This window comes from Roseivivax isoporae LMG 25204 (assembly GCF_000521865.1).
Lineage (GTDB): Bacteria > Pseudomonadota > Alphaproteobacteria > Rhodobacterales > Rhodobacteraceae > Roseivivax > Roseivivax isoporae.
Map to the genome: position 1 here is coordinate 160336 of NZ_JAME01000005.1, position 20901 is coordinate 181236.

Genomic DNA, 20901 nt, shown 5'->3' on the forward strand with positions numbered 1-20901 from the left:
CCATCGCGACTTTGGCCGCGACACGCTTATTCGGCACGAAAAACTTGTTAGCTGTCAAACGAAATTTTCGACCATCGGCGATGTGGACCGCTGCCGCTTTTCATGAAAGGATGATGCGCAAGTTTCGTGCGGTTTGCAAAGGGCGACCGGCGCGCGCGCCCCTGACGGGCGGCGCGTCCCGACCCCGGCACACCGGCACGATCGCGCTGAAAAGAGTTGCATCGCACGTGACGACAGACACCGGGCCCGCCGGGGCGACATCCTACCGGCTCGAGGACCAGGTGGGCTTCAAGCTCCGCCTCGCGAACCAGAAACATCTCGAGATCTTCGCGCGCCGCATGCCCGAAGTCACGCCGACGCAGTTCGCCGTGCTGGCAAAGCTCGCCGACGAGGGCGCGATCAGCCAGAACCAGCTCGGCCGGCTGGTGGGGATGGACGCGGCGACGACCAAGGGCGTGGTCGACCGCCTGCATGCCAAGGGGCTGGTGGACCGCAGGCCCTCCGAGACCGACATGCGCCGGCTCGAGATCTCGCTGACCCCCGAGGGCGCGGCCTTCGCGGCGCGCGCGGTGGACGTGGCCGCGCGCATCACCGAGGAAACGCTGGCCCGGCTCAGCCCGCGCGAGCGCGACCGCCTGATCGCGCTCCTCGACAAGCTCTAGGCGCGCCGGCCGACGGGACGGCGGGCGGGGCGATGCGCGCCAGCGCGAGCGGCGCCCGTCGGGCTACTCCGCCGCGATCCCGTCGGTGAACTGCAGCCGCGCCAGCCGTGCGTAGAGCCCGCCCTCGGCCACGAGCGCGTCGTGCCGCCCGGTGGCGACGATGCGCCCCTGGTCCATGACCACGATCCGGTCGGCCTTCTTCACGGTGGCGAGCCGGTGCGCGACGACCAGCGTGGTGCGGTTCTGCGCCAGCCGCTCCACCGCGACCTGCACCGCGCGCTCGCTCTCCGCGTCGAGCGCCGAGGTCGCCTCGTCCAGAAGCAGCACCGGCGCGTCGCGCAGGATCGCCCGCGCGATGGCGATGCGCTGCTTCTGGCCGCCCGACAGCATCACGCCGCGCTCGCCGAGCCAGCTGCCGTAGCCCTCGGGCAACCGCATGATGAATTCGTGCGCCGCCGCCGCGCGCGCCGCCGCCTCGATCTCGTCGTCACTGGCATCGGGCCGGCCGAAACGGATGTTGTCCCGCGCCGAGGCGCCGAAGATCACCGGGTCCTGCGGGACGAGCGCGATGTGGCGGCGGAACTCGCGCCGCGCGAGCCGGGTCAGCGGCACGCCGTCGAGGCGCACCGTGCCCTCCTGCGGGTCGTAGAAGCGCTGCAGGAGCTGGATGATCGTGCTCTTTCCGGCCCCTGAGGCGCCGACCAGCGCCACCGTCTCGCCCGGCCGCACGTGCAGGTCGACGCCCTCGAGCGCCGCGATGCCCGGCCGCGCGGGGTAGGAGAAATGCACGTCGTCGAAATCGATGGCGCCGCGCACCGGCGCCTTCAGGACCTGCGGGGCGGCCGGATCGGCCACCGCGTCCTCGGCGTCGAGCAGCTCGACCAGCCGTTCGGTGGCCCCGGCGGCGCGCTGCAGCTCGCCGAAGATCTCGGACAGCGCCGCCACCGCGCCCGCGACCATCACCGAATAGATCAGGAACTGCACCAGGTCGCCCACGCTCATGACGCCCGCGCGCACGTCCCACGCGCCGATCCACAGCACGCCCACGATGCCGGTGAAGACCAGGAAGATCACGATCGCGGTCATCACCGCGCGGGTCCAGATGCGCCGGCGCGCGGCATCGAAGCTCTTCTCGGTGACGCCGGCGAAGGCCGCGCGCGACATCGCCTCGTGCGTGTTCGCCTGCACCGTCTGCACCGCCAGGAGCGCCTCGGAGGCGTTGCCCGAGCTCTCGGCGATCCAGTCCTGGCTCTCGCGGCTGAGCCGGCGCAGCCGCCGGCCGAGCACGAGGATCGGCACGATCACCGCCGGCACGATCAGCAGCACCATGGAGGTCAGCTTGGGCGAGGTCACCAGCATCAGCGCGAGCCCGCCGGTGAAGATCAGCGCGTTGCGCAGCGCGATCGAGATCGACGAGCCGATCACCGACAGGATCAGCGTCGTGTCCGTGGTGATCCGGCTCAGCACCTCGCCGGTCATGATCTTCTCGTAGAACGCGGGCGACAGCCCGATGACCCGCTCGAAGACCGCGACGCGGATGTCGGCCACGACCCTCTCGCCGAGCCGCGTCACCAGCGCGTAGCGCAGCGCGGTCCCGACGGCGAGCAGCCCCGCGATGCCGAGCGCGGCAAGGAAGTACTGGTCGAGGATCGCGGAATCCGGCCCCTCGAAATTGTCCACCACCCGCCGCACGGCCATGGGCAGGATCAGCGACACCGCCGCGGTCGACACCAGCGCGCAGAGCGCCGCGGCGAGAAGGCCGCGATAGGGCACGATGAACGGCCAGAGTCGCGCCAGCGCCCCGAGCTTCCGGGACTTCGCGCGCTCCTCGCCGGACCGGGCCGGGCTGGTGTCTCGGGCCATTCGGGTCTCCGTCCGCCTCTTTCGGTTCCGCACGGTTCTGCCACGCTGACGCGCCGGGTCAAGCGCCTGCGTCCGCGGCAGAGCAGCGCGCCCGGACGCCGCGACGCGGCATCAAGGGCCCCGCGCGGCGGGGCGGGCGACGTGTCCGGGAGTGCGGAGAGGTTGGAGCGGGCAGCGGGAATCGAACCCGCACCAAGAGCTTGGAAGGCTCGTGTGATACCATTTCACCATGCCCGCCTCGGACACCGATGTAGTCGATGCCGCCCCGGGGGTCAATGCGGCACCGGCCCGGTGCGGATCCCGTGCAGGGGCCACATTTCCGCCCGATTCCGCCCTTAGGCGGGTAAGCCGTGACTTTGCGGGTGGGGCCGGAAGTACCGTTACGAGGAGCGCGAGATGCTGCGCAAGACCGCTGCCGCCGCCGTCCTGGCCCTGGCGTCGCTGACGCAGGCCGCCATGGCCGAGGAACACGAGGTCCTGATGCTGGGCTTCGGCTACTTTCCCGAGGTGATCCACCCGGTGCCGGGCGACACGATCCGCTTCGTGAACGCGGGCAACATCGCCATGGCCGCGACCGCCACCGACGAGAGCTGGAGCACCGGCCTGATGATCGCGGGCGCCGAGGTCACGGTGCCGGTCGTCGACGGCATGACCCGCGACTACGACAACCGCCTGCCCGCGGACCTGGTCGGCACCGTGGTCGAGGCCACGCCGGAACTGCGCGTGGTCGGGCGCGTCGCCTGGGACGAGCCGTCGCCGGACCTCCTCGACCTCGACGGCCGGCCGTCGCCGGACGCGGTCGCCGCGATCGAGTGACGGGCGGCCGCGGCGGTCCTCACGACCGCCGCAGGAGACCCGAATAGAGCAGCAGGCCCCAGGGGACGAGCGCCGCCTCGACCGGCCGCCAGAGCGTGCCGAACGCCAGGGGATCGACCCCGGCCCCGGCCGCGATCTCGGCCAGCGTGCGCCGGCCGTCGATGCCGGCGACGAGGCGCGCTGCGCCCTTCGGCAGCACCACCTCCCGCGACACCCCGCCCGCCCGCACCGGCACCGGCCTGCCGGCCGCGACCGCGCGCGCCAGCGCCTCGGGCGTCGCACCGCGCAGGTGCGGCACCCGCGACAGGTCGTCGGGCCGCGGACGGTGCAGCGGCGCGCCCGCCGCGCGCAGGTAGGCCACGTGGGTCTTGATGGTGCCGTTCAGCCGCTCGGCCAGCGCCATGCGCGCGACCTCGGGCAGCGCGTCCGCATGGGCGGTGAACTGCGCCGGGTCGTAGAGCCCGGGCTGCGCGAAGGCCGACAGCTGCCAGCCGGTCGATTCCACCAGCGCCAGCAGCGTCTCGACGTCGTAGGCCCGGTCCTGGCTGTGCAGCAGCAGATCGTAGAACCCCGCATCCGACGCGCGGTGGTCGACGAGGTTCGGGTTGCTCCGGAACGGATGCCCCTCGGGCAGCCGCGCCACGACCTCGCGCGCATGGGCGAGCCGCTCCTCGGGCGCAAGCGTGGCGAAGAGCGTCCCGAACGCCTCCTGCAGCGGGTAGACGCCCGACCGGCCGTAGGGCGCGTAGACCATCATCCCCATGCCGCCATCCTCGGCAAGCGCGCCGCGCAGCGCGGCGAAGCCCTCGGCCGGATCCGGCAGGTGGTGCAGCACGCCGCAGCAGTCGATGTAGTCGAACGAACCGAAATCGGGCGCGTCGAGAAGGCTGGCGCGATGGAAGGCGACGCCCGAGAGACCCCGGGCGGCGATGCGGGCGCGCGCGATGTCCTGCGCGCGCTGCGAGAGGTCGATATAGGTGATGTCCGCCGGGCGGCCGGCCGAGGCCATGACCTGTGCGATCTGCACCAGCGCGTCGCCCGTGCCGCCGCCGGCGACCAGCACCCGCAGCGGGCGCGACCAGTCGCGCCGCCCGCCCCAGAGCGCGTGGTCCATCTCGAGCGGATGGGACGGCGAGCCGGTCACGAGCCTGCGCGCCTCGTCCGCGGGATCGCGCGCGGGATAGGGATAGGCCTCGTACTGCTCGGTGATCCGGTCCATGCGGTCCCGTCCCTGTCCCTGTCGTGCGCCGGCCGGCCCGTCGCTGCCGGGCCGGCCCCGCGCCAGCGTCATTTCACCGTGATGCGCCCGTCCGTGTAGGGCGTGTAGGGCGAGTTTTCCGACAGGTATTCCGCCGTCACGTCCGCGAGGTCGGGGCCGAAATCGTAGGCGTCCTGCGCGTCCACGAACATCGCGTAGCCGTCGCCGCCGTTGCGGACGTAGTTGTTCGACACCACGCCGTAGAGCTTTTCGGGGTCGATCGGCGCGCCGCCGACCATGACCTCCGAGATCCTGCTGCCGACCTCGGCCGCGGGATCGACGGTGAAGCTCATGCCGGCGACCTGCGGGAAGCGGCCCGCCCCTTCCTCCATCTGGCTCGCGCCGTTCTCGAGCGCCTCGACCAGCACGCTGCCCGTCACGCGGAAGGTCGAGAGCGTGTTCTGGAACGGCAGCACCGTCAGCACGTCGCCCATGGTGACCTCGCCCGCCTCGATCGACGCGCGCAGGCCGCCAGAATTCGCGATGGCGACCTCGATGCCCTGGTCGGCCACGCGGTCGAGCATGGCGTCGGCCACGAGGTTGCCCATGGAGCATTCCTGCGCCCGGCACACAGTACGGTCGCCCTCGATCACGTCGCCGCTTTCGGCCACGACCTCGCTGCGCAGTTCCTCGAGCGGCTGCGCCAGTTCCTGCATCCGCGCCAGCGCCGCCTCGTCCTCGGCCACCGAGGCGTCGAGAAGGATGGGCTCGCCGGTGAGCTCGGTCACCTCGCCCGCGTCGTCGAAGGTCACCGACACCTCGCCCAGGAACTTGCCGTAGGCGTAGGCCTGCACGATCGGCACGCCGTTCACCTCGGTCGGATAGGCGCCCTCGGCCCCCTCGGCGGTGTTCGACAGGAGCGTGTGGCTGTGGCCGCCGACAATCAGGTCGACGCCGGTCAGCGCCTCGGCCAGGCGACGGTCGGCCGAGAAGCCCACATGCGTCAGCAGGATGATCTTGTTCACGCCGTCCTCGGTCAGGCGGTCGATCTCGGCCTGCGCGGCATCGGCCGCGGGCGAAAAGATCACCGTGTCGCCGGGCGAGGAGGTCTCGGGAGTGTCCTCGGCCAGGACGGACACGACCCCCACGCGGTCGCCGCCCACCTCGAGCACGGCCGAATCCGCCACGCGACCGGCAAGGCGGTTGTTCTGGCTCACGTCGATGTTCGCCGACAGCACCGGGAACTCCACCAGGTCGAGGAATTCGGCCAGCCCCTCGGGGCCATTGTCGAATTCGTGGTTGCCGACCGCCATGGCGTCGTAGGCGAGCTGGTTCATGAACTCCGCCGCAAGGGCACCGCCATACTGGCTGAAATAGAGCGAGCCCTGGAACTGGTCGCCCGCGTCTAGGAGGACGACGTTGTCGCCCGCCCGCGCCCGCGCCTCCCCGACCGCCGTGACCAGGCGGGCGATCCCGCCAAAGCAGTCGCCCGCGGCGTTGTCCTCGGCCGAACAGGTGGAATCGTAGGCCGAGATCGGCTCGAACCGGTCGTGGAAATCGTTGGTGTGCAGGACGGTCAGCGTGAAATCGGCCTGCGCCGCACCGGCGCAGAGCGCCAGCGTCGCGGCACCCGTCAGAAGCCTGGGGGACATGCGGGAAACCTCTCTGTCGGACGTGGTGGTGTGCAGGGCGATGCTGCCCCGCGGCGCGCCGGATTGTCCAGAGGGCCGTGAGGTCATGGCACCGCGCGGCGCGCCGCCGTTCTTGACCGCCGCGCGGCGGGGCGGCAAGAGCGGTCCATGACCACGATCTACAAGATTTTCCGTGCCGCCGAATGGCAGGCGCTCGAGGCCGAGGGCAGCACCCGCGGCGCGCCCGTCGACCTCGCCGACGGCTACATCCACTTCTCGACCGCGGACACCGTGGCCGAGACCGCCGCCAAGCATTTCGCCGGCGCCGAGGGTCTCGTCCTCGCCGCCGTCGATGCCGAGACGCTGGGGGACGCGCTGGTCTGGGAGCCCTCGCGGGGCGGGGCGCTCTTTCCGCATCTCTACGACGCGCTGGCGCGCGACGCGGTGCTCTGGTCCCGGCCGCTGCCGCTCGGGCCCGACGGGCGCCACGTCTTCCCGGCGGAGCTCTAGGCGATGCGGATCGCCGAACGCGCGGGCCTCGCCCTCCTGCACCGCTTCGACCCCGAGCGCGCGCACGGGATGGCGCTGATGGCGCTGCGCGCGGGCCTCGTGCCGCAGCCCGGTCTCGTGACCTCCCCGCGGCTCGCGACCGAGGTGGCCGGGCTTAGCCTCGTGAATCCCCTGGGTCTCGCCGCGGGGTTCGACAAGAACGCCGAGGCGCTGTCGCCCCTGTCCCGCGCGGGCTTCGGGTTCCTCGAGGTGGGCGCCGCGACGCCGCGCCCGCAGGACGGCAACCCGCGCCCGCGGCTCTTCCGGCTGTCCGCGGACCGCGCGGCGATCAACCGCTTCGGCTTCAACAACGAAGGCGCCGAGGCGATCGCGGCGCGACTCGAAAGGCGGCCGCGCGACGCGGTCATCGGGCTGAACCTCGGCGCCAACAAGGACAGCGCGGACCGCGCGGCGGATTTCGCCGAGGTGCTGGCCCGCTGCGCCCCGCATGTCGACTTTGCCACGGTGAACGTGAGCTCGCCCAACACCGAGCGCTTGCGCGACCTGCAAGGGCGCGACGCGCTGGCCGCGCTTCTCGCCAGCGTGATCGCGCGGCGCGACGGGCTCGGCCGCCGTGTGCCGGTCTTCGTCAAGATCGCGCCCGATCTCGACCTCGCGGGACTCGAGGACGTGGCGGCCGTGGCCCGCGAGACGGGGGTCGACGGCATTGTCGCGACCAACACAACCCTGTCGCGCGAGGGCCTGAGCGGACCGCATGCGGGCGAGGCCGGCGGGCTCTCGGGCCGCCCCCTCTTCGACCGTGCGACGCGGGTGCTGGCACGCCTGTCGGTCCTGACGGACGGCGCCGTGCCGCTGATCGGGGTGGGCGGCGTCGCCTCGGCCGAGGACGCCTACGCCAAGATCCGGGCGGGCGCCTCGGCGGTGCAGCTCTACACCGCGCTCATCTACGAGGGGATGGGTCTCGTGCCCGAGATCGTGCGCGGGCTCGACGCCCTGCTCGCGCGCGACGGGTTCCAGACCGTGGCCGAGGCCGTGGGCACCGGGCGCGACGACTGGCTCTGAGGGTCCCCGCTCAGAGCCGCGGCGGAACCGACGCGTCCCGTGCCGCGGCGACGAAGGCCGCAATGCGGTCGGCATCCTTCTCGCCCGGCGCGCTCTCGACACCCGAGGACACGTCGACCTGCCGCGCGCCCGTCATGGCGACCGCCTCGGCCACGTTGTCGGGGGTGAGACCACCCGCCAGCATCCACGGCACCGGCCAGCGCCGCCCGGCCACGAGCCGCCAGTCGAAAGCAAGCCCGTTGCCTCCCGGAAGGTCCGCGTCGCGCGGCGGTTTCGCATCGATCAGAAGCTGGTCCGCCGCCTGGGCGTGATCGCGGATCGCGTCCACGTCCTCGGGTCCGGCGAGACCCACCGCCTTCATCACCGGCAGGCCGGTCAGCGCACGCACCTCGGCGACCCGCGCGGGCGTCTCGGCGCCGTGCAGCTGCACGAGGTCGAGCGGCACCTCGGCCAGCACGGCCTCGAGCGTCGCGTCGTCGGGAGTGACGAACAGGCCCACCTTGGCGATGCCCGCCGGCACCGCGAGCGCCAGTCCGCGCGCATGGGCGGGCGTCACGTTGCGCGGCGAGCGCGGAAAGAACACGAAGCCCGCGTAATGCGCGCCGGCGCGCGCCACCGCTGCCACGTCCTCGGGCCGGGTCAGGCCGCAGATCTTGATCCGGACATCCGTCATGGGGGGCATATCGCCCGTGCGCGCCGCACCTTCAAGGCCCGGCGCGGCGATGGCCTCAGCGCCGCTCGTCGAGAAGTGCCAGGACCTCGTCCTTGCCCTGGTCGCGCTGCGCCTTGGTGCGCTTCAGTTCGCGCTCGAGCCGCCGCGCCTCCTCGGACCGGCGCCGGGCCTCGGCACGGTGCTTGTGCTCGCGCAGCCATTCCCAGACGAAGCCGATCAGCAGGCCCGCGACGATGCCCGCGAAGATCACGAGAAAGAGCGGCAGGTCCCCGCGCCACTGCACCCCGAACAGGATCGCCATGTCCTCGGGCAGCAGCTGCAGCGTGACCGGGTCGAGGTTGGCCAGCGCCACCGACACCAGGACGATCGCCAGGAGGGCGAGGAATACGTATCGGATGTAGCGCATGAAGCTCAGGCCTTTCCGTTCAGACGGTCGCGAAGCAGTTTGCCGGTCTTGAAGAAAGGCACGTGTTTCTCGTCGACGTCAACCGACTCGCCCGTACGCGGATTCCGCCCCACCCGGGCATCGCGCTTCTTGACCGAGAAGGCGCCGAAGCCGCGCAGCTCGACCCGGTCTCCGCGAGCCATCGCGTTGGTGATCTCCTCGAAGATCGTGTTGACGATCCGCTCGACGTCCCGCTGGTAGAGATGCGGGTTCTCCTCGGCGATCTTCTGGATCAGTTCTGACCGGATCATGGTCTGCAATCCCCCTGTGCGCCGGTTCTCCGGCGTCTCCGCGATGTAGCGGGACTATACGGCGAAGCGGCGCGCGCGCAAACGCCCTCGGAGGGGAAAATCGTTGTTTTCCTGCCGCTTCCACCATCCGACCCGGTCATTTCCGACAGGCTGTGCACGCGCCGGCGGGTGGCCGCCGACCCCGCGGACCCGCAAGGACGGTGCGGCGCCGCGGCCGGGAGCCGCGAGACATGCACGATTCGGCACATAAGAAAGGGCCCCGATCCGGGGGGATCGGGGCCCTGAAACAGACGGCGCGGAGCCGTCAGATCATTCGTCGCGCTTCAGCGCCGCGCCGAGGATGTCGCCCAGCGACGCGCCGGAATCGGAGGAGCCGTACTGCTCGACCGCTTCCTTCTCTTCCGCGATCTCGCGGGCCTTGATCGACAGGCCGAGACGGCGCGACTTCGGATCGATGTTGGTCACCCGCACATCGACCTTGTTGCCGACCGAGAAGCGCTCGGGGCGCTGCTCCGCGCGGTCGCGCGACAGGTCCGACCGGCGGATGAAGGACTTCATGCCCTCGTATTCCACCTCGATGCCGCCGTCCTCGATCGCCGTCACGTTCACCGTGATGATCGAGCCGCGCTTCACGCCGCCCGTGGCCTCGGCGAACTTGTCGCCGCCCAGCGCCTTGATCGAGAGCGAGATGCGCTCCTTCTCGGTGTCGGTCTCCTGCACGACCGCCTGGACGACGTCGCCCTTGCGGTAGTTCTGGATCGCGTCCTCGCCGCGCTCGTCCCAGCTGAGGTCCGAGAGGTGCACCATGCCGTCGATGTCGCCCTCGAGGCCGATGAAGAGGCCGAACTCGGTGATGTTCTTGACCTCGCCCTCGACCACGGTGCCCGGGGGGAACGCCTCGTCGAAGACTTCCCACGGGTTGCGCATGGTCTGCTTGAGGCCGAGCGACACGCGGCGCTTGGCCTGGTCGATCTCGAGCACCATGACGTCCACCTCCTGCGAGGTCGACACGATCTTGCCGGGGTGCACGTTCTTCTTGGTCCAGCTCATCTCGGACACGTGCACGAGACCCTCGACACCCGGCTCCAGCTCCACGAAGGCGCCGTAATCGGTGATGTTGGTCACGCGGCCGGTGTGCACCGATGCGAGCGGGTACTTGGCCGCCACCAGGTCCCACGGATCTTCCTGCAGCTGCTTCATGCCGAGGCTGATGCGGTGGGTTTCCTTGTTGATCTTGATGACCTGGACCTTGACGGTCTCGCCGATCGACAGGATCTCCGAGGGGTGGTTCACGCGGCGCCATGCCATGTCGGTCACGTGCAGCAGGCCGTCCACGCCGCCGAGATCGACGAACGCGCCGTACTCGGTGATGTTCTTGACCACGCCGTCGACCGCCTGGCCCTCGGTGAGGTTGGCGATGACCTCGGCACGCTGCTCGGCGCGGCTTTCCTCGAGGATCGCGCGGCGCGAGACCACGATGTTGCCGCGGCGGCGGTCCATCTTGAGGATCTGGAACGGCTGCTTGAGGCCCATGAGCGGGCCTGCATCACGCACCGGGCGCACGTCGACCTGAGAGCCCGGCAGGAACGCCACGGCGCCGCCCAGATCGACGGTGAAGCCGCCCTTCACGCGGCCGAAGATGGCGCCCTCGACGCGCGCGTCGTCGGCATAGGCCTTCTCGAGACGGTCCCACGCCTCTTCGCGGCGGGCCATGTCGCGGCTGATGACGGCCTCGCCACGGGCGTTCTCGGCCGCGCGGAGGTAGACCTCGACCTCGTCACCGATGGTCAGGTTCGACGTCTCGCCGGGATTTGCGAATTCCTTGAGATCGACGCGGCCTTCCATCTTGTAGCCGACGTCGATGATGGCCTGGCCCGCCTCGATGGCGATGACCTTGCCCTTGACGACAGAGCCCTCGTCGGGCGTGTCCATTTCGAGGCTTTCGTTCAGGAGGGCCTCGAATTCCTCCATGGTTGCGTTCTGAGCCATCTAGCTTTCGATTTCCTTTGTGTCTCTATTCCGGCCGCGCGGTTGTCTCCGCCGGTCTTGGATTGGTCCGGGCCCGCAAAACAAAGAGGGCCGGTGTGTCCCGACCCTGCTCGTCCCTCGGTTTCGCGGCGTTTACGCCTTTTCGACGGGGCTCCTCATAGCCCGCGCGGCCCCGTTAGGCAAGCCTTTCGCGCCGGGCGCGCCCCTTTGGACGGCTCCGCGGAAAAAAGACCCCACCGGCGCAAGCGCAGGCGGGGCCAGTGGCGCCGCGCGGAAAACCCGCGGGCGCTGGCGGTAACCGTGTGTGCGGAAAGCGCTAGTGACCCGCGTCGCGCATCTCGGCGCGGATCTGCTGGCGCAGGATGTCGATGGGCACGATCTGCCCGTCACGCTTGAAGTGCCAGTAGGTCCAGCCGTTGCAGGAGGGCGCACCCTCGAGCGCCGCGCCGACCTGGTGAATCGATCCGGTGATGTCGAGCCCGACGAGCGTCCCGTCGGCCCGCACCCGCGCGCTCTTGCCAGAGGGCGACACGAGCGTCTCGCCCGGGCGCAGCATGCCGCGCTCGACGAGCTGGCCGAAGGGCACCCGCGGCTCGGCGCGCTTGGGGCGCGCGGTCTCGAGCGCGACCTTGTCGAACTTGCGCACCTCGGCGATGCGCGCCTCGGCCACCTTGCGGTAGCGTTCCTCGCGCTCGATGCCGATCCAGTCGCGGCCCAGCATGCGGGCCACCGCGCCAGTCGTGCCGGTGCCGAAGAACGGGTCGAGCACCACGTCGCCCACCTGCGTCGCCGCCACCAGCACCCGGTGCAGCAGCGCCACCGGCTTCTGGGTCGGGTGCGCCTTCTCGCCGTTCTCGTCCTTCAGGCGCTCGGCGCCGGTGCAGAGCGGCAGCACCCAGTCCGAGCGCATCTGGATGCCCTCGTTCAGGGACTTCAGCGCCTCGTAGTTGAAGGTGTAGCGCGCGCCCTCGGACTTCGACGCCCAGATCATCGTCTCGTGCGCGTTGGTGAACCGCTTGCCGCGGAAGTTCGGCATCGGGTTCGACTTGCGCCAGACCACGTCGTTCAGGATCCAGTAGCCCTCGTCCTGCAGCGCCGCGCCGACGCGGAAGATGTTGTGGTAGGACCCGATCACCCAGATCGCGCCGTCGGGCTTCAGCAGGCGCCGCGCCGCACGCAGCCAGTCGCGGGTGAAGCGATCGTAATCGGCGAAACTCTGGAAACGGTCCCAGTCGTCGTCGACCGCGTCCACGCGGGAATTGTCGGGCCGGCGCAGATCACCTCTCAGCTGCAGGTTGTACGGCGGGTCGGCGAAGATCAGGTCGACCGACTCCGCCGGAAGCGACTGCATGACGTCGATGCAGTCCCCCGCGAGAATCGTGTTGAGAGGGAGCGCTTGCGCGCCCGTGATCTGGTCCATCTTGGTCATTCTCTGCCTCGTTCCCCGGCGCGTCTGGCGGCGCTCTGTGGTTGGGACAAAGGATGAGTCAAAGGCGATTCGCGGTCAATTCCAATTTTGAATCAGGCACTTGGCAAATGCGCTTGATACAAGATATTGCGCACGGGCGCGAAGCTGCGCCTATGATGTGGGGTGACCCCCAGCGTCTGCAGCGCGGATCTGTGGCTTTTTGACGGATAACCCATGTTCGTCTCCCAGCCGTAGCCGGGAAAGTGTTGCGCCAAATCCCGCATGATGCGGTCCCGCGTCACCTTTGCGATGATCGACGCCGCGGCGATGCTGACCGACCGCGCGTCGCCGCCGATGACCGCGGTTGCAAGGCACGGGCACTCCTTCGGCACCAGGTTGCCGTCGATCAGGGCATGCGCCGGCGGACGCGGCAGCGCGGCAAGCGCGCGGCACATGGCAAGGTGGCTGGCCTGCAGGATGTTCAGGCGGTCGATCTCCTCGACGCTGGCGATGCCGATGCCGGTCTCGGCCTGGGCTACGAGGGCCGCGGCGAGCGCCTCGCGCCGGGCCTGCGTCAGGCGCTTGGAATCGTCGAGCCCCGCGGGCAGCCGCGCGGGGTCGAAGATGACCGCGGCGGCGACCACGGGGCCCGCCAGCGGGCCGCGGCCCGCCTCGTCGACACCCGCGACGGGGCCGTGGGCGGAAAGGGCGCTTTCGTGAAGGTCGTCGGGCATGGGCCCTGCCCTACCGCGCCATGCCCCCGTCGCGCCAGCCCAAACGCAACGACGGTCCGGACGGCCTGAAGGCGGGGCGCGGCCGCCCGGACCGCCGCCTCACCGATCGAGCCGGTAGCCGTAGCGGCGCAGGCAGCCCGCCTCGTAGGCCGGTCCGCGGCCGCGGTCGGTCGCCACGCGCACGAGGCACGCCTCGGGCAGGTGCCGCGCGCCGCGGAACGTCCGCTCGAGGCAGCGGGCGCCGAACACGCGGGCCTCGCCCTGGCCGCGCACGTAGCCGCGGGTGAAGCACGCCGCAGGCAGCACCCTTCCCCGGTGCGGCGCGATGCCGATCCGGTCGTCGTCCCGGCGCCCGCGCTGTCCGCCGCGCCAGCGGTCGTCGTGGCGCCAGCGGTCGTCGTCGCGCCAGCGGTCGTCGTCGCGCCAGCGGTCGTCGTGGTCGCGCCAGCGGTCGTGGCCATGGCCGCGCCGGTCGTCGTCGCGCGCCTTGCGTTCGTCGTCGTCGCGGCGCGCGTTCTGGATCGCCTTGCCGACGATGAAGAGCGTCGCGGCGCCGCCGAGGATCTTGGCGATGTCCTCGGGCTCGGCGGCGTGCGCGGGCGCGGCGGGAAGGCTCGTGAGCGCGGTCGCGAGCACCAGCGCGGCGGCAAGCGGTCGGAAGGTCATGGCGGTCTCTCCTTGCGTCTGGGGGCGGGGCGTCACCGGCAGCGGGCGGCCCCCCGGGGCTTCGGACCTGCGGCGACGGGTGCCGCCGCGGGATGACGGAAGCCTCGGGCGCCTCCCGCGGGACAGGCAATGTCCCGGCCCCGCTATCCGATAACCGCGGCCCCGGCCCCCTGCGGTCATTGCCTTTCCACGCGCCGCCGCGCAGTCTGCCGGGCATGGCACGCTTCCTCCTCCTCCTCCTCGCGCTGCTCGCGCCCCTGCCCGCCCGGGCTGCCTGCTTTGCCGATTACAAGGCCAAGCAGGAAGACCCCCTGCGGCTGCATTACGGCGTGGCCGAGCTGAACCAGGGCTGCGACCGGGACAGCGCACGGGCCGAGCTCGACCGCCGCCTTGCGCAGGCGGGCTGGACGCTGCTGACCATCGTGTCGGTCTTCGACGAAACCGGCCTAGAAGAAAGGCGCGCCAGTGCCGGGCAGAACTTCCTCCGCTTCTGAGACCCGCCGCTCGGGCACGCGCATCGTGTTCCTCGGCATCGCCGCGATCGTAACGCTGCTCGTCTGCGCGGGGGCATGGCTCCTGCTGACGCTTCCCGACGCGGGCGCCTTCAACGCGCGGGTCGAGCGGATCTTCGTCGAGAACGACGACCTGACCGCGCAGGCCGAGGTCAAGCTGCTCGAGATCCTCGCACAGTCGGGCACGGCATTCGCCGAAACGCTGGCGAGCTACCGCATGACCATCTTCGTGCTCCTGGTGTTCGCGACCGCGCTCATGGTCGCGGCGCTCGTGTTCCTCGTCATGCTCGTGACGCTCAACCGCCGGATGGCCGAGATCGAGCGCTCGGGGATCGAGGTGTCCTCGCTCATCCTCAGCCGCGAGGAAAATACCGTCTACCTCAACACCATGGGCTTCAAGCTGACCGAGGCGATGATGGAGACCCTCGCGGTGCTCGCCGAGGCGCGGCTTGACGACGACATCCTCACCGGCGCCCAGATCGAGGCGATGGTGTCGGGACGCCGGACCGAGGAATGCGACGAGGCGGCGGGCGCCACCCGGATCAAGCGCCTGCGCGACGGCCTCGGAAATCAGCTCGTGTCGGAACTGATCGTCAAGACCATCGCGCGCCGCGGCTACGTGCTGGCCGTCGACAAGGGCGTGATCGAGGTCGTCTGACCCCCGAAACGCAGGACGCCCCGACCTCGCGGCCGGGGCGTCCCAAATCCATCGCCGAAGGCGGGAGAGGCTTACTCGGCCTCTTCCTTCGCCTTCTTCTCCTCGGCGAGTTCCTCGCCGGTCTGCTGGTCGACCATCTTCATCGCAAGGCGCACCTTGCCACGGTCGTCGAAGCCCAGGAGCTTGACGTAGACCTCCTGGCCCTCCTTCAGCACGTCCGAAGGATGGTTCAGGCGGCGGCTCTCGATCTGGCTCACGTGCACCAGGCCGTCGCGCTTGCCGAAGAAGTTCACGAAGGCGCCGAAATCGACGATCTTCACGACCTTGCCCTTGTAGACCTTGCCTTCCTCGGGCTCGGCCACGATCGAGTAGATCATGTCGTAGGCCTTCTGGATGGCATCGCCGTTGGGCGACGCGATCTTGATCACGCCGTCGTCGTTGATGTCGACCTTGGCGCCCGAGACCTCGACGATCTCGCGGATGACCTTGCCGCCCGAGCCGATGACCTCGCGGATCTTGTCGGTCGGGATCTGCATGGTCTCGATGCGCGGCGCGTGGACCGAGAACGCGCCCACTTCGGACAGCGCCTTGTTCATCTCGGCCAGGATGTGCATCCGGCCGTCGCGCGCCTGTGCCAGCGCCTTGGACATGATCTCGGGCGTGATGCCCGCGACCTTGATGTCCATCTGCAGCGACGTGATGCCCGCCTCGGTGCCCGCGACCTTGAAGTCCATGTCGCCGAGGTGATCCTCGTCGCCGAGGATGTCGGTCAGCACGGCCCATTCACCGTCGTCCTCGAGGACGAGGCCCATGGCCACGCCCGCGACCGGCGCCTTGAGCGGCACGCCTGCGTCCATCATCGACAGCGAACCGCCGCAGACCGATGCCATGGAGGAGGAGCCATTCGATTCCGTGATCTCGGACACGACGCGGATCGTGTACGGGAAATCGGTCGCCGCCGGCAGCACCGCCTGCAGCGCGCGCCAGGCGAGCTTGCCGTGGCCGATCTCGCGGCGGCCCGGGCTGCCCACGCGGCCAACCTCACCGACCGAATAGGGCGGGAAGTTGTAGTGCAGCAGGAAGTTCGAGCGGAAGTTCCCGTGCAGCGCGTCGATGATCTGCTCGTCGTCGCCGGTGCCGAGGGTGGTGACCACCAGCGCCTGCGTCTCGCCGCGGGTGAACAGAGCCGAGCCGTGCGTGCGCGGCAGGAAGCCGGTCTCGGCCACGATCGGACGGACCTGGTCGAGTGCGCGGCCGTCGATGCGGCGCGAGTTCTTCACCACGTCGGCGCGCAGCACCGTCGATTCGAGCTTCTTGAGCGCCGAGCCGAGGTTCGGATCGGTGAGCTCCTCCTCCGAAAGGCCGGCCTTGATGGCGTCCTTCGCGGCGGCGACGGCGTTCTGCCGGTCGAGCTTGTCGAGGATGGCGTAGGCGTCGCGCATCTGCGCCTCGCCGAGGCCCTTCACCTTCTCGTAGAGCGCCGAGTAGTCGGGCGGCTGGAAGTCGAAGGGGTCCTTGGCCGATTCCTCGGCCAGCTCGACGATGAGGTCGATCACCGGCTGGATCTGCTCGTGCGCGAAGGTCACCGCGCCCAGCATCTCTTCCTCGGACAGCTCGTAGGCTTCCGATTCCACCATCATGACGGCGTTCTTGGTGCCCGCCACGACGAGGTCGAGCCGCTGCTCGGGGTTGTTGCGGAGGCCCTGCATGTCCTCCACGTCCGGGTTCAGGACGTATTCGCCGTCCACGTAGCCCACGCGGCAGCCCGCGATCGGCCCCATGAAGGGCGCGCCCGAGATGGTCAGCGCCGCCGAGGCCGCGATCATCGCGACGACGTCGGGGTCGTTCACGAGGTCATGGCTCAGCACCGTGCACATCACGAGGACTTCGTTCTTGAAGCCGGGGACGAAAAGCGGGCGGATCGGGCGGTCGATCAGGCGCGCGGTCAGCGTTTCCTTCTCGGTCGGCCGCGCCTCGCGCTTGAAGAAGCCGCCGGGCACCTTGCCCGCGGCGTAGTATTTTTCCTGGTAGTGGACGGTCAGGGGGAAGAAGTCCTGGCCTTCCTTCTGGCTCTTGGCGAAGGTCACGTTGGCCATGACCGAGGTCTCGCCCAGCGTGGCGATGACGGTGCCGTCGGCCTGACGGGCAACCTTGCCCGTCTCGAGCGTGAGGGTCTCTTCGCCCCACTGCATCGTCTTCTTCGTAATGTCGAACATCAGCGTATCCTGTCTGGGAGCACTCCCGGCCGGATGCCGGGTCTCCCGTTTCATGTGGCGGCCCCATTGCCGCCGACCCCATCATCCTGTGCTTCACGGCGCGGGGGCCCGCGCGCCACGTCTCAGATGGGCGGGGGTTATACGAAAATGTCCGACTTGGAAACCGGCATTCGCGCCGCCGCGGCCGGGCGCGCGGCTGGCCGCGAACGACAAGGGGCGGCCCCGCGGGCCGCCCCCCTTCCCGCCCGGACGGGCGCGATCAGTTGGACTCCTGCTGCATCCCGTTCGACGCGTTCTCGGACGCGGTGTTCATCGCATCCTCGACCGAGGACTGGTCGTCCTGCCCGCAGACCTCGAAGACGCCCTCGACGACGGCGACGAGATGCATGTCGTTGGTCTCGCCGCCCGACATCGACGTGCCCGACCCGTCGGTCGCCATTCCGGTGCCACCCGTGGCCGAGGAGGCATCGCTGTCCGAGGACGCACTTGTGTCCTCGTTCATGCTGTCGGCCACGCCGGCGGTATCGTCGTCCGATCCCGACCCGCTGCCGGTGGTGCTGCCGGTGTCCGACAGCGAGGTGGTGCCGCTGCCGCTGTCCGAGGACGAACCGCTGTCGCTGCCGGTGTCGGACAGCGAGGTCGTGCCGCCCGACGTGCCGCCGCTGCCGCCTGCCATGGTGCCGCTGCCCATGCCGCCCGACTGCGAGGGCATGATCGGCATCAGGATCTGGCCCTGCATGGGCGTGTCGAGGACGAGGAATTCCGCGCAGGTGATGTCGCGGGCGTTCTGCGACGTGGCGGAGGTCCCCGAGCCGGAATCCGTCGCGGATCCCGAGGTCTGGGCGAAGGCGCCGCCGGCCATCATGACCGCGGTGCCCGCGGCAAGGGCGAGCTTGCAAGTCGGTTTCATGTCACATCTCCTAAGGGCGTTTCTAATCCGATGGTCCCGCCGGCAAGGCGCTCAACATCGGGTCTGCCGAGATGTTCCTGTCCTGCCCGGACCGTGTGCAGACCGCCGCCTAGAAGGGCACGCGCCAGCTGCGCCCGCGGCCCGCGTCCACCTCCGCAAGCCCCGACGCGTCGAGAAGCCGCGTCACCTCCTCCTCGAGCAGCCGCTCGTCGGCGGCCCCGCGGATCGGCACCCGACCGGGTTCGAGGAAGAGCGGCGCGGCGAGGGGCGTCACGCGCCGCAGCCGCACGAGGTCGATCCGGTCGCCCACCCGTTCGGCCATCTCGCGGATGCGCTGGAAATCGACGAGCCCGCGCATCGCCTCCTCCCGCGTGATCTGCAGCAGCAGGTGGTCGGGATCGTAGCGAACCAGCGTGTCGTAGAGGATATCCGAGGACATGGTCGCCTGCCGGCCGGATTTCCGCTGGCCGCCCACCTGCCGCTCGAGCAGCCCCGCGATATGCGCCGAGGCCCGGAAGGTGCGCTTCATCACCGCGTTGCCGGACAGCCAGCCCTCGAGCCCCGCCTCGAGCCGGCCGAGATCGAAGAGCGGCGTGGGATCGGTCACCGCGTCGAGCCCCCAGATCAGCGTGGCGTAGTCGGTCGCCACGAACCCCATGGGCGCGAGCCCCTCCTCCTCCATCCGCTTGGTCAGGAGCAGCCCCAGCGTCTGCATCGCGTTGCGCCCGGCAAAGCCGTAGACCACGAGCTGCTCGCGCCCGTCATGCGGAAAGCTCTCGATCAGCAGACGCCCCGGCGCGGGCAGGCGCGACACCTCGCGCTGGAGGTGCAGCCATTCGGCGGTGTGGCGCGGCAGCTCGGGCCAGGCGTCCTGCTGGAACATCGCCACGATGCGGTGCGACAGCTGCGTAGATGTCGCGAACTTCGTGCCCATGAAGGTGGCGATCTTGGGCTTGCGGCCGGGATCGCGCGTGACCTCCACCGTCATCTCGCGCAGGCCCTCGTAGCGCACGATCTGGCCGCCGATGAGGAACGTATCCCCCGGCGTGAGCGAGGCCGCGAACCCTTCCTCGATCTCGCCGAGCGGCGCGCCGCCCCGCCCGCGCCAGCGCACCTTGAGCGTGTCGGTGTCCTGGATGGTGCCGATGTTCTGCCGGATGCGCACGGCCGAGCGCGGGTCGCGCAGCCGCCACAGCCCGTCCTCGCCCTGCACGATCCGCCGCCACTGGTCGTAGGCCCGCAGCGCGTAGCCGCCGGTCGCGCAGAACTCGAGGCAGGCGTCGAACGCCGCGCGGGTGAGCCCGGCATAGGCCCCGGCCGAGCTCATCTCCGCGAACAGCATGTCGGCGTCGAAGGGACCCGCGCTCGCCGCGATCAGGATGTGCTGGCAGAGCACGTCGCGCGGGCCGGGGCCCCGCGGCTCGCCGTCGAGGTCGCGGTCCTTGACCGCCTGCAGCGCGGCCACGCATTCCACCACCTCGAAGCGGTTCGCCGGCACGAGGATCGCCTTCGACGGCGCGTTGTAGCGGTGGTTCGCGCGCCCGATGCGCTGCACCAGCCGCTTGACGTTCTTGGGGGCCCCCACCTGGATCACGAGGTCCACGTCGCCCCAGTCGATCCCGAGGTCGAGCGAGCCCGTGCAGACGATGGCGCGCAATTGCCCCGCGACCATTGCCCGCTCGACCTTCTCGCGCTGGCCGCGGTCGAGGCTGCCGTGGTGGATGCCGATGGGCAGCCCCTCCTCGTTGGCGAGCCAGAGGTTGTGGAAGAAGATCTCGGCCTGCGCGCGGGTGTTGTGGAAGATCAGCGTGGTGCGGTGCCGCCGCACCTCCTCGAGCACCGCGGGGATGGCATAGGCCGCGCCTCCGCCCGACCAGGGCGGCGCGGTCTCGGTCACCAGCATCGAGATGTCGGGATCGGGACCGGGATCGGCCTCGACGATCTCGCAGGGATCGGGGTGGCGGGCGAGCATGCGCGCGATCGCCCGCGGATCGTCCACCGTCGCCGACAGCCCCACGCGCCGCAGGTCGGGACAGATCCGCTGGAGACGCGCCAGCGCCAGCATCAGCTGGTCGCCCCGCTTGGATTCCGCGAGCGCGTGGATCTCGTCAACGATCACGCGCTTCAGCCCCGCGAAGGTGCGCGCCGCATCCTCGTAGGAGGTCATGAGCGCAAGGCTCTCGGGCGTCGTCAGCAGGATGTGCGGCGGATCGGCCCGCTGCCGCCGCTTGACCGCGTAGGAGGTGTCGCCGGTGCGGTCCTCGACCCGCACCCCGAGCCCCGCCTCCTCGACCGGCGTGCGCAGGTTGCGCTTGATGTCGGCCGCGAGCGCCTTGAGCGGGCTGACATAGAGCGTGTGCAGCCCGGCGCGCGGCGCCTCGGCGAGATCCGCGAGCGTCGGCAGGAACCCGGCGAGCGTCTTGCCCCCGCCGGTCGGCGCGATCAGCAGGAGCGCCGGCGCGCCCGCGCGGTCGAGCATGGCGCGCTGGTGGGGATGGAGCTGCCATCCGCGCGCGTCGAACCAGTCGCGAAGGGCCGGGGGCAAGGCGGTCATAATCCGCAAATCTATGTGTCCCGGGCCAAAGGCAAGGCGGCGCCGGCGCTCGCGTTAACCCTCTGCCGCGAAATGCGTTGCCGGATCCGGGGCGCATCTGGGATTGTACCGCCCGGTGCAGGGGTGCGCGCAGTGCGGGGTGG

Annotated in this window: 19 protein-coding genes and 1 tRNA gene; 6 read left to right on the forward strand and 14 right to left on the reverse strand. The window is 70.3% G+C overall.

Features of this window, described 5'->3' with window-relative positions:
- The first annotated feature begins 227 nt into the window (after positions 1–227).
- Positions 228–662: a MarR family winged helix-turn-helix transcriptional regulator gene (locus RISW2_RS04840; RefSeq protein ID WP_043767324.1), complete on the forward strand. Its 435-nt coding sequence runs from the start codon at positions 228–230 to the stop codon at positions 660–662.
- Positions 663–725: 63 nt separating this feature from the next.
- Here the strand turns inward: RISW2_RS04840 and RISW2_RS04845 are convergent, their stop codons facing one another.
- On the reverse strand, positions 726–2525 hold the full coding sequence (locus RISW2_RS04845) for an ABC transporter transmembrane domain-containing protein (protein ID WP_043767326.1): 1800 nt from the start codon (positions 2523–2525) through the stop codon (positions 726–728).
- A gap of 163 nt (positions 2526–2688) precedes the next feature.
- Positions 2689–2762 (reverse strand) — tRNA-Gly (locus tag RISW2_RS04850).
- 159 nt (positions 2763–2921) lie between these two features.
- Between RISW2_RS04850 and RISW2_RS04855 the strand changes: the two genes are divergently transcribed.
- On the forward strand, positions 2922–3341 hold the full coding sequence (locus RISW2_RS04855; protein WP_051491805.1) for a cupredoxin domain-containing protein: 420 nt from the start codon (positions 2922–2924) through the stop codon (positions 3339–3341).
- A gap of 19 nt (positions 3342–3360) precedes the next feature.
- On the opposite strand, the gene RISW2_RS04860 is transcribed toward RISW2_RS04855, so the two are convergent.
- Complete coding sequence (locus RISW2_RS04860) at positions 3361–4560, reverse strand: class I SAM-dependent methyltransferase (RefSeq protein WP_043767328.1); 1200 nt, start codon at positions 4558–4560, stop codon at positions 3361–3363.
- Positions 4561–4628: 68 nt separating this feature from the next.
- A complete protein-coding gene (locus tag RISW2_RS04865) occupies positions 4629–6191 on the reverse strand; it encodes a bifunctional metallophosphatase/5'-nucleotidase (RefSeq protein ID WP_043767330.1) in 1563 nt (520 codons plus the stop codon).
- A gap of 147 nt (positions 6192–6338) precedes the next feature.
- On the opposite strand from RISW2_RS04865, the gene RISW2_RS04870 reads away from it, so the two are divergent.
- Together RISW2_RS04870 and RISW2_RS04875 are read left to right on the forward strand one after the other, a co-directional pair.
- Positions 6339–6680, forward strand: a complete 342-nt coding sequence (locus RISW2_RS04870; protein WP_043767332.1) for a DUF952 domain-containing protein — start codon at positions 6339–6341, stop codon at positions 6678–6680.
- 3 nt (positions 6681–6683) lie between these two features.
- The gene (locus tag RISW2_RS04875) at positions 6684–7742 is read left to right on the forward strand and encodes a quinone-dependent dihydroorotate dehydrogenase (RefSeq protein ID WP_043767334.1); all 1059 of its coding nucleotides are present in this window, start codon (positions 6684–6686) and stop codon (positions 7740–7742) included.
- A 10-nt stretch (positions 7743–7752) separates the two neighbouring features.
- Here RISW2_RS04875 and RISW2_RS04880 read toward each other — a convergent pair whose 3' ends face one another.
- The 7 genes from RISW2_RS04880 to RISW2_RS04910 all read right to left on the reverse strand — a co-directional run bounded on the left by RISW2_RS04880 (position 7753) and on the right by RISW2_RS04910 (position 13908).
- Complete coding sequence (locus RISW2_RS04880) at positions 7753–8415, reverse strand: phosphoribosylanthranilate isomerase (protein ID WP_043767336.1); 663 nt, start codon at positions 8413–8415, stop codon at positions 7753–7755.
- Between the two features lie 55 nt (positions 8416–8470).
- Positions 8471–8821, reverse strand: coding sequence for a lipopolysaccharide assembly protein LapA domain-containing protein (locus RISW2_RS04885; protein WP_043767338.1), 351 nt, complete (start codon positions 8819–8821; stop codon positions 8471–8473).
- A gap of 5 nt (positions 8822–8826) precedes the next feature.
- Complete coding sequence (gene ihfB, locus RISW2_RS04890) at positions 8827–9111, reverse strand: integration host factor subunit beta (protein ID WP_043767340.1); 285 nt, start codon at positions 9109–9111, stop codon at positions 8827–8829.
- 309 nt (positions 9112–9420) lie between these two features.
- Entirely contained in the window at positions 9421–11100 is a 1680-nt protein-coding gene (gene rpsA, locus RISW2_RS04895; protein ID WP_043767342.1) for a 30S ribosomal protein S1, read from the reverse strand.
- A gap of 316 nt (positions 11101–11416) precedes the next feature.
- The gene (locus RISW2_RS04900; protein ID WP_051491806.1) at positions 11417–12529 is read right to left on the reverse strand and encodes a site-specific DNA-methyltransferase; all 1113 of its coding nucleotides are present in this window, start codon (positions 12527–12529) and stop codon (positions 11417–11419) included.
- A gap of 92 nt (positions 12530–12621) precedes the next feature.
- Entirely contained in the window at positions 12622–13242 is a 621-nt protein-coding gene (locus RISW2_RS04905; RefSeq protein WP_043767344.1) for a ribonuclease HII, read from the reverse strand.
- Between the two features lie 99 nt (positions 13243–13341).
- Entirely contained in the window at positions 13342–13908 is a 567-nt protein-coding gene (locus RISW2_RS04910; RefSeq protein ID WP_043767345.1) for a hypothetical protein, read from the reverse strand.
- Positions 13909–14123: 215 nt separating this feature from the next.
- On the opposite strand from RISW2_RS04910, the gene RISW2_RS04915 reads away from it, so the two are divergent.
- Both RISW2_RS04915 and RISW2_RS04920 read left to right on the forward strand, forming a co-directional pair.
- Positions 14124–14402 (forward strand): hypothetical protein, encoded by a 279-nt coding sequence (locus tag RISW2_RS04915; protein WP_043767347.1) that lies wholly within the window; start codon positions 14124–14126, stop codon positions 14400–14402.
- On the forward strand, positions 14374–15078 hold the full coding sequence (locus RISW2_RS04920; RefSeq protein WP_043767349.1) for a winged helix-turn-helix domain-containing protein: 705 nt from the start codon (positions 14374–14376) through the stop codon (positions 15076–15078). Before RISW2_RS04915 ends, RISW2_RS04920 begins: the two co-directional genes overlap by 29 nt.
- 71 nt (positions 15079–15149) lie before the next feature.
- On the opposite strand, the gene pnp is transcribed toward RISW2_RS04920, so the two are convergent.
- From pnp to RISW2_RS04935, 3 genes are all read right to left on the reverse strand, one after another.
- Positions 15150–17294 (reverse strand): polyribonucleotide nucleotidyltransferase, encoded by a 2145-nt coding sequence (pnp, locus tag RISW2_RS04925; protein WP_043767351.1) that lies wholly within the window; start codon positions 17292–17294, stop codon positions 15150–15152.
- Between the two features lie 259 nt (positions 17295–17553).
- The gene (locus tag RISW2_RS23425) at positions 17554–18204 is read right to left on the reverse strand and encodes a hypothetical protein (RefSeq protein ID WP_051491807.1); all 651 of its coding nucleotides are present in this window, start codon (positions 18202–18204) and stop codon (positions 17554–17556) included.
- A 109-nt stretch (positions 18205–18313) separates the two neighbouring features.
- Positions 18314–20758 (reverse strand): ligase-associated DNA damage response DEXH box helicase, encoded by a 2445-nt coding sequence (locus RISW2_RS04935; protein ID WP_043767353.1) that lies wholly within the window; start codon positions 20756–20758, stop codon positions 18314–18316.
- Positions 20759–20901: the final 143 nt, after the last annotated feature.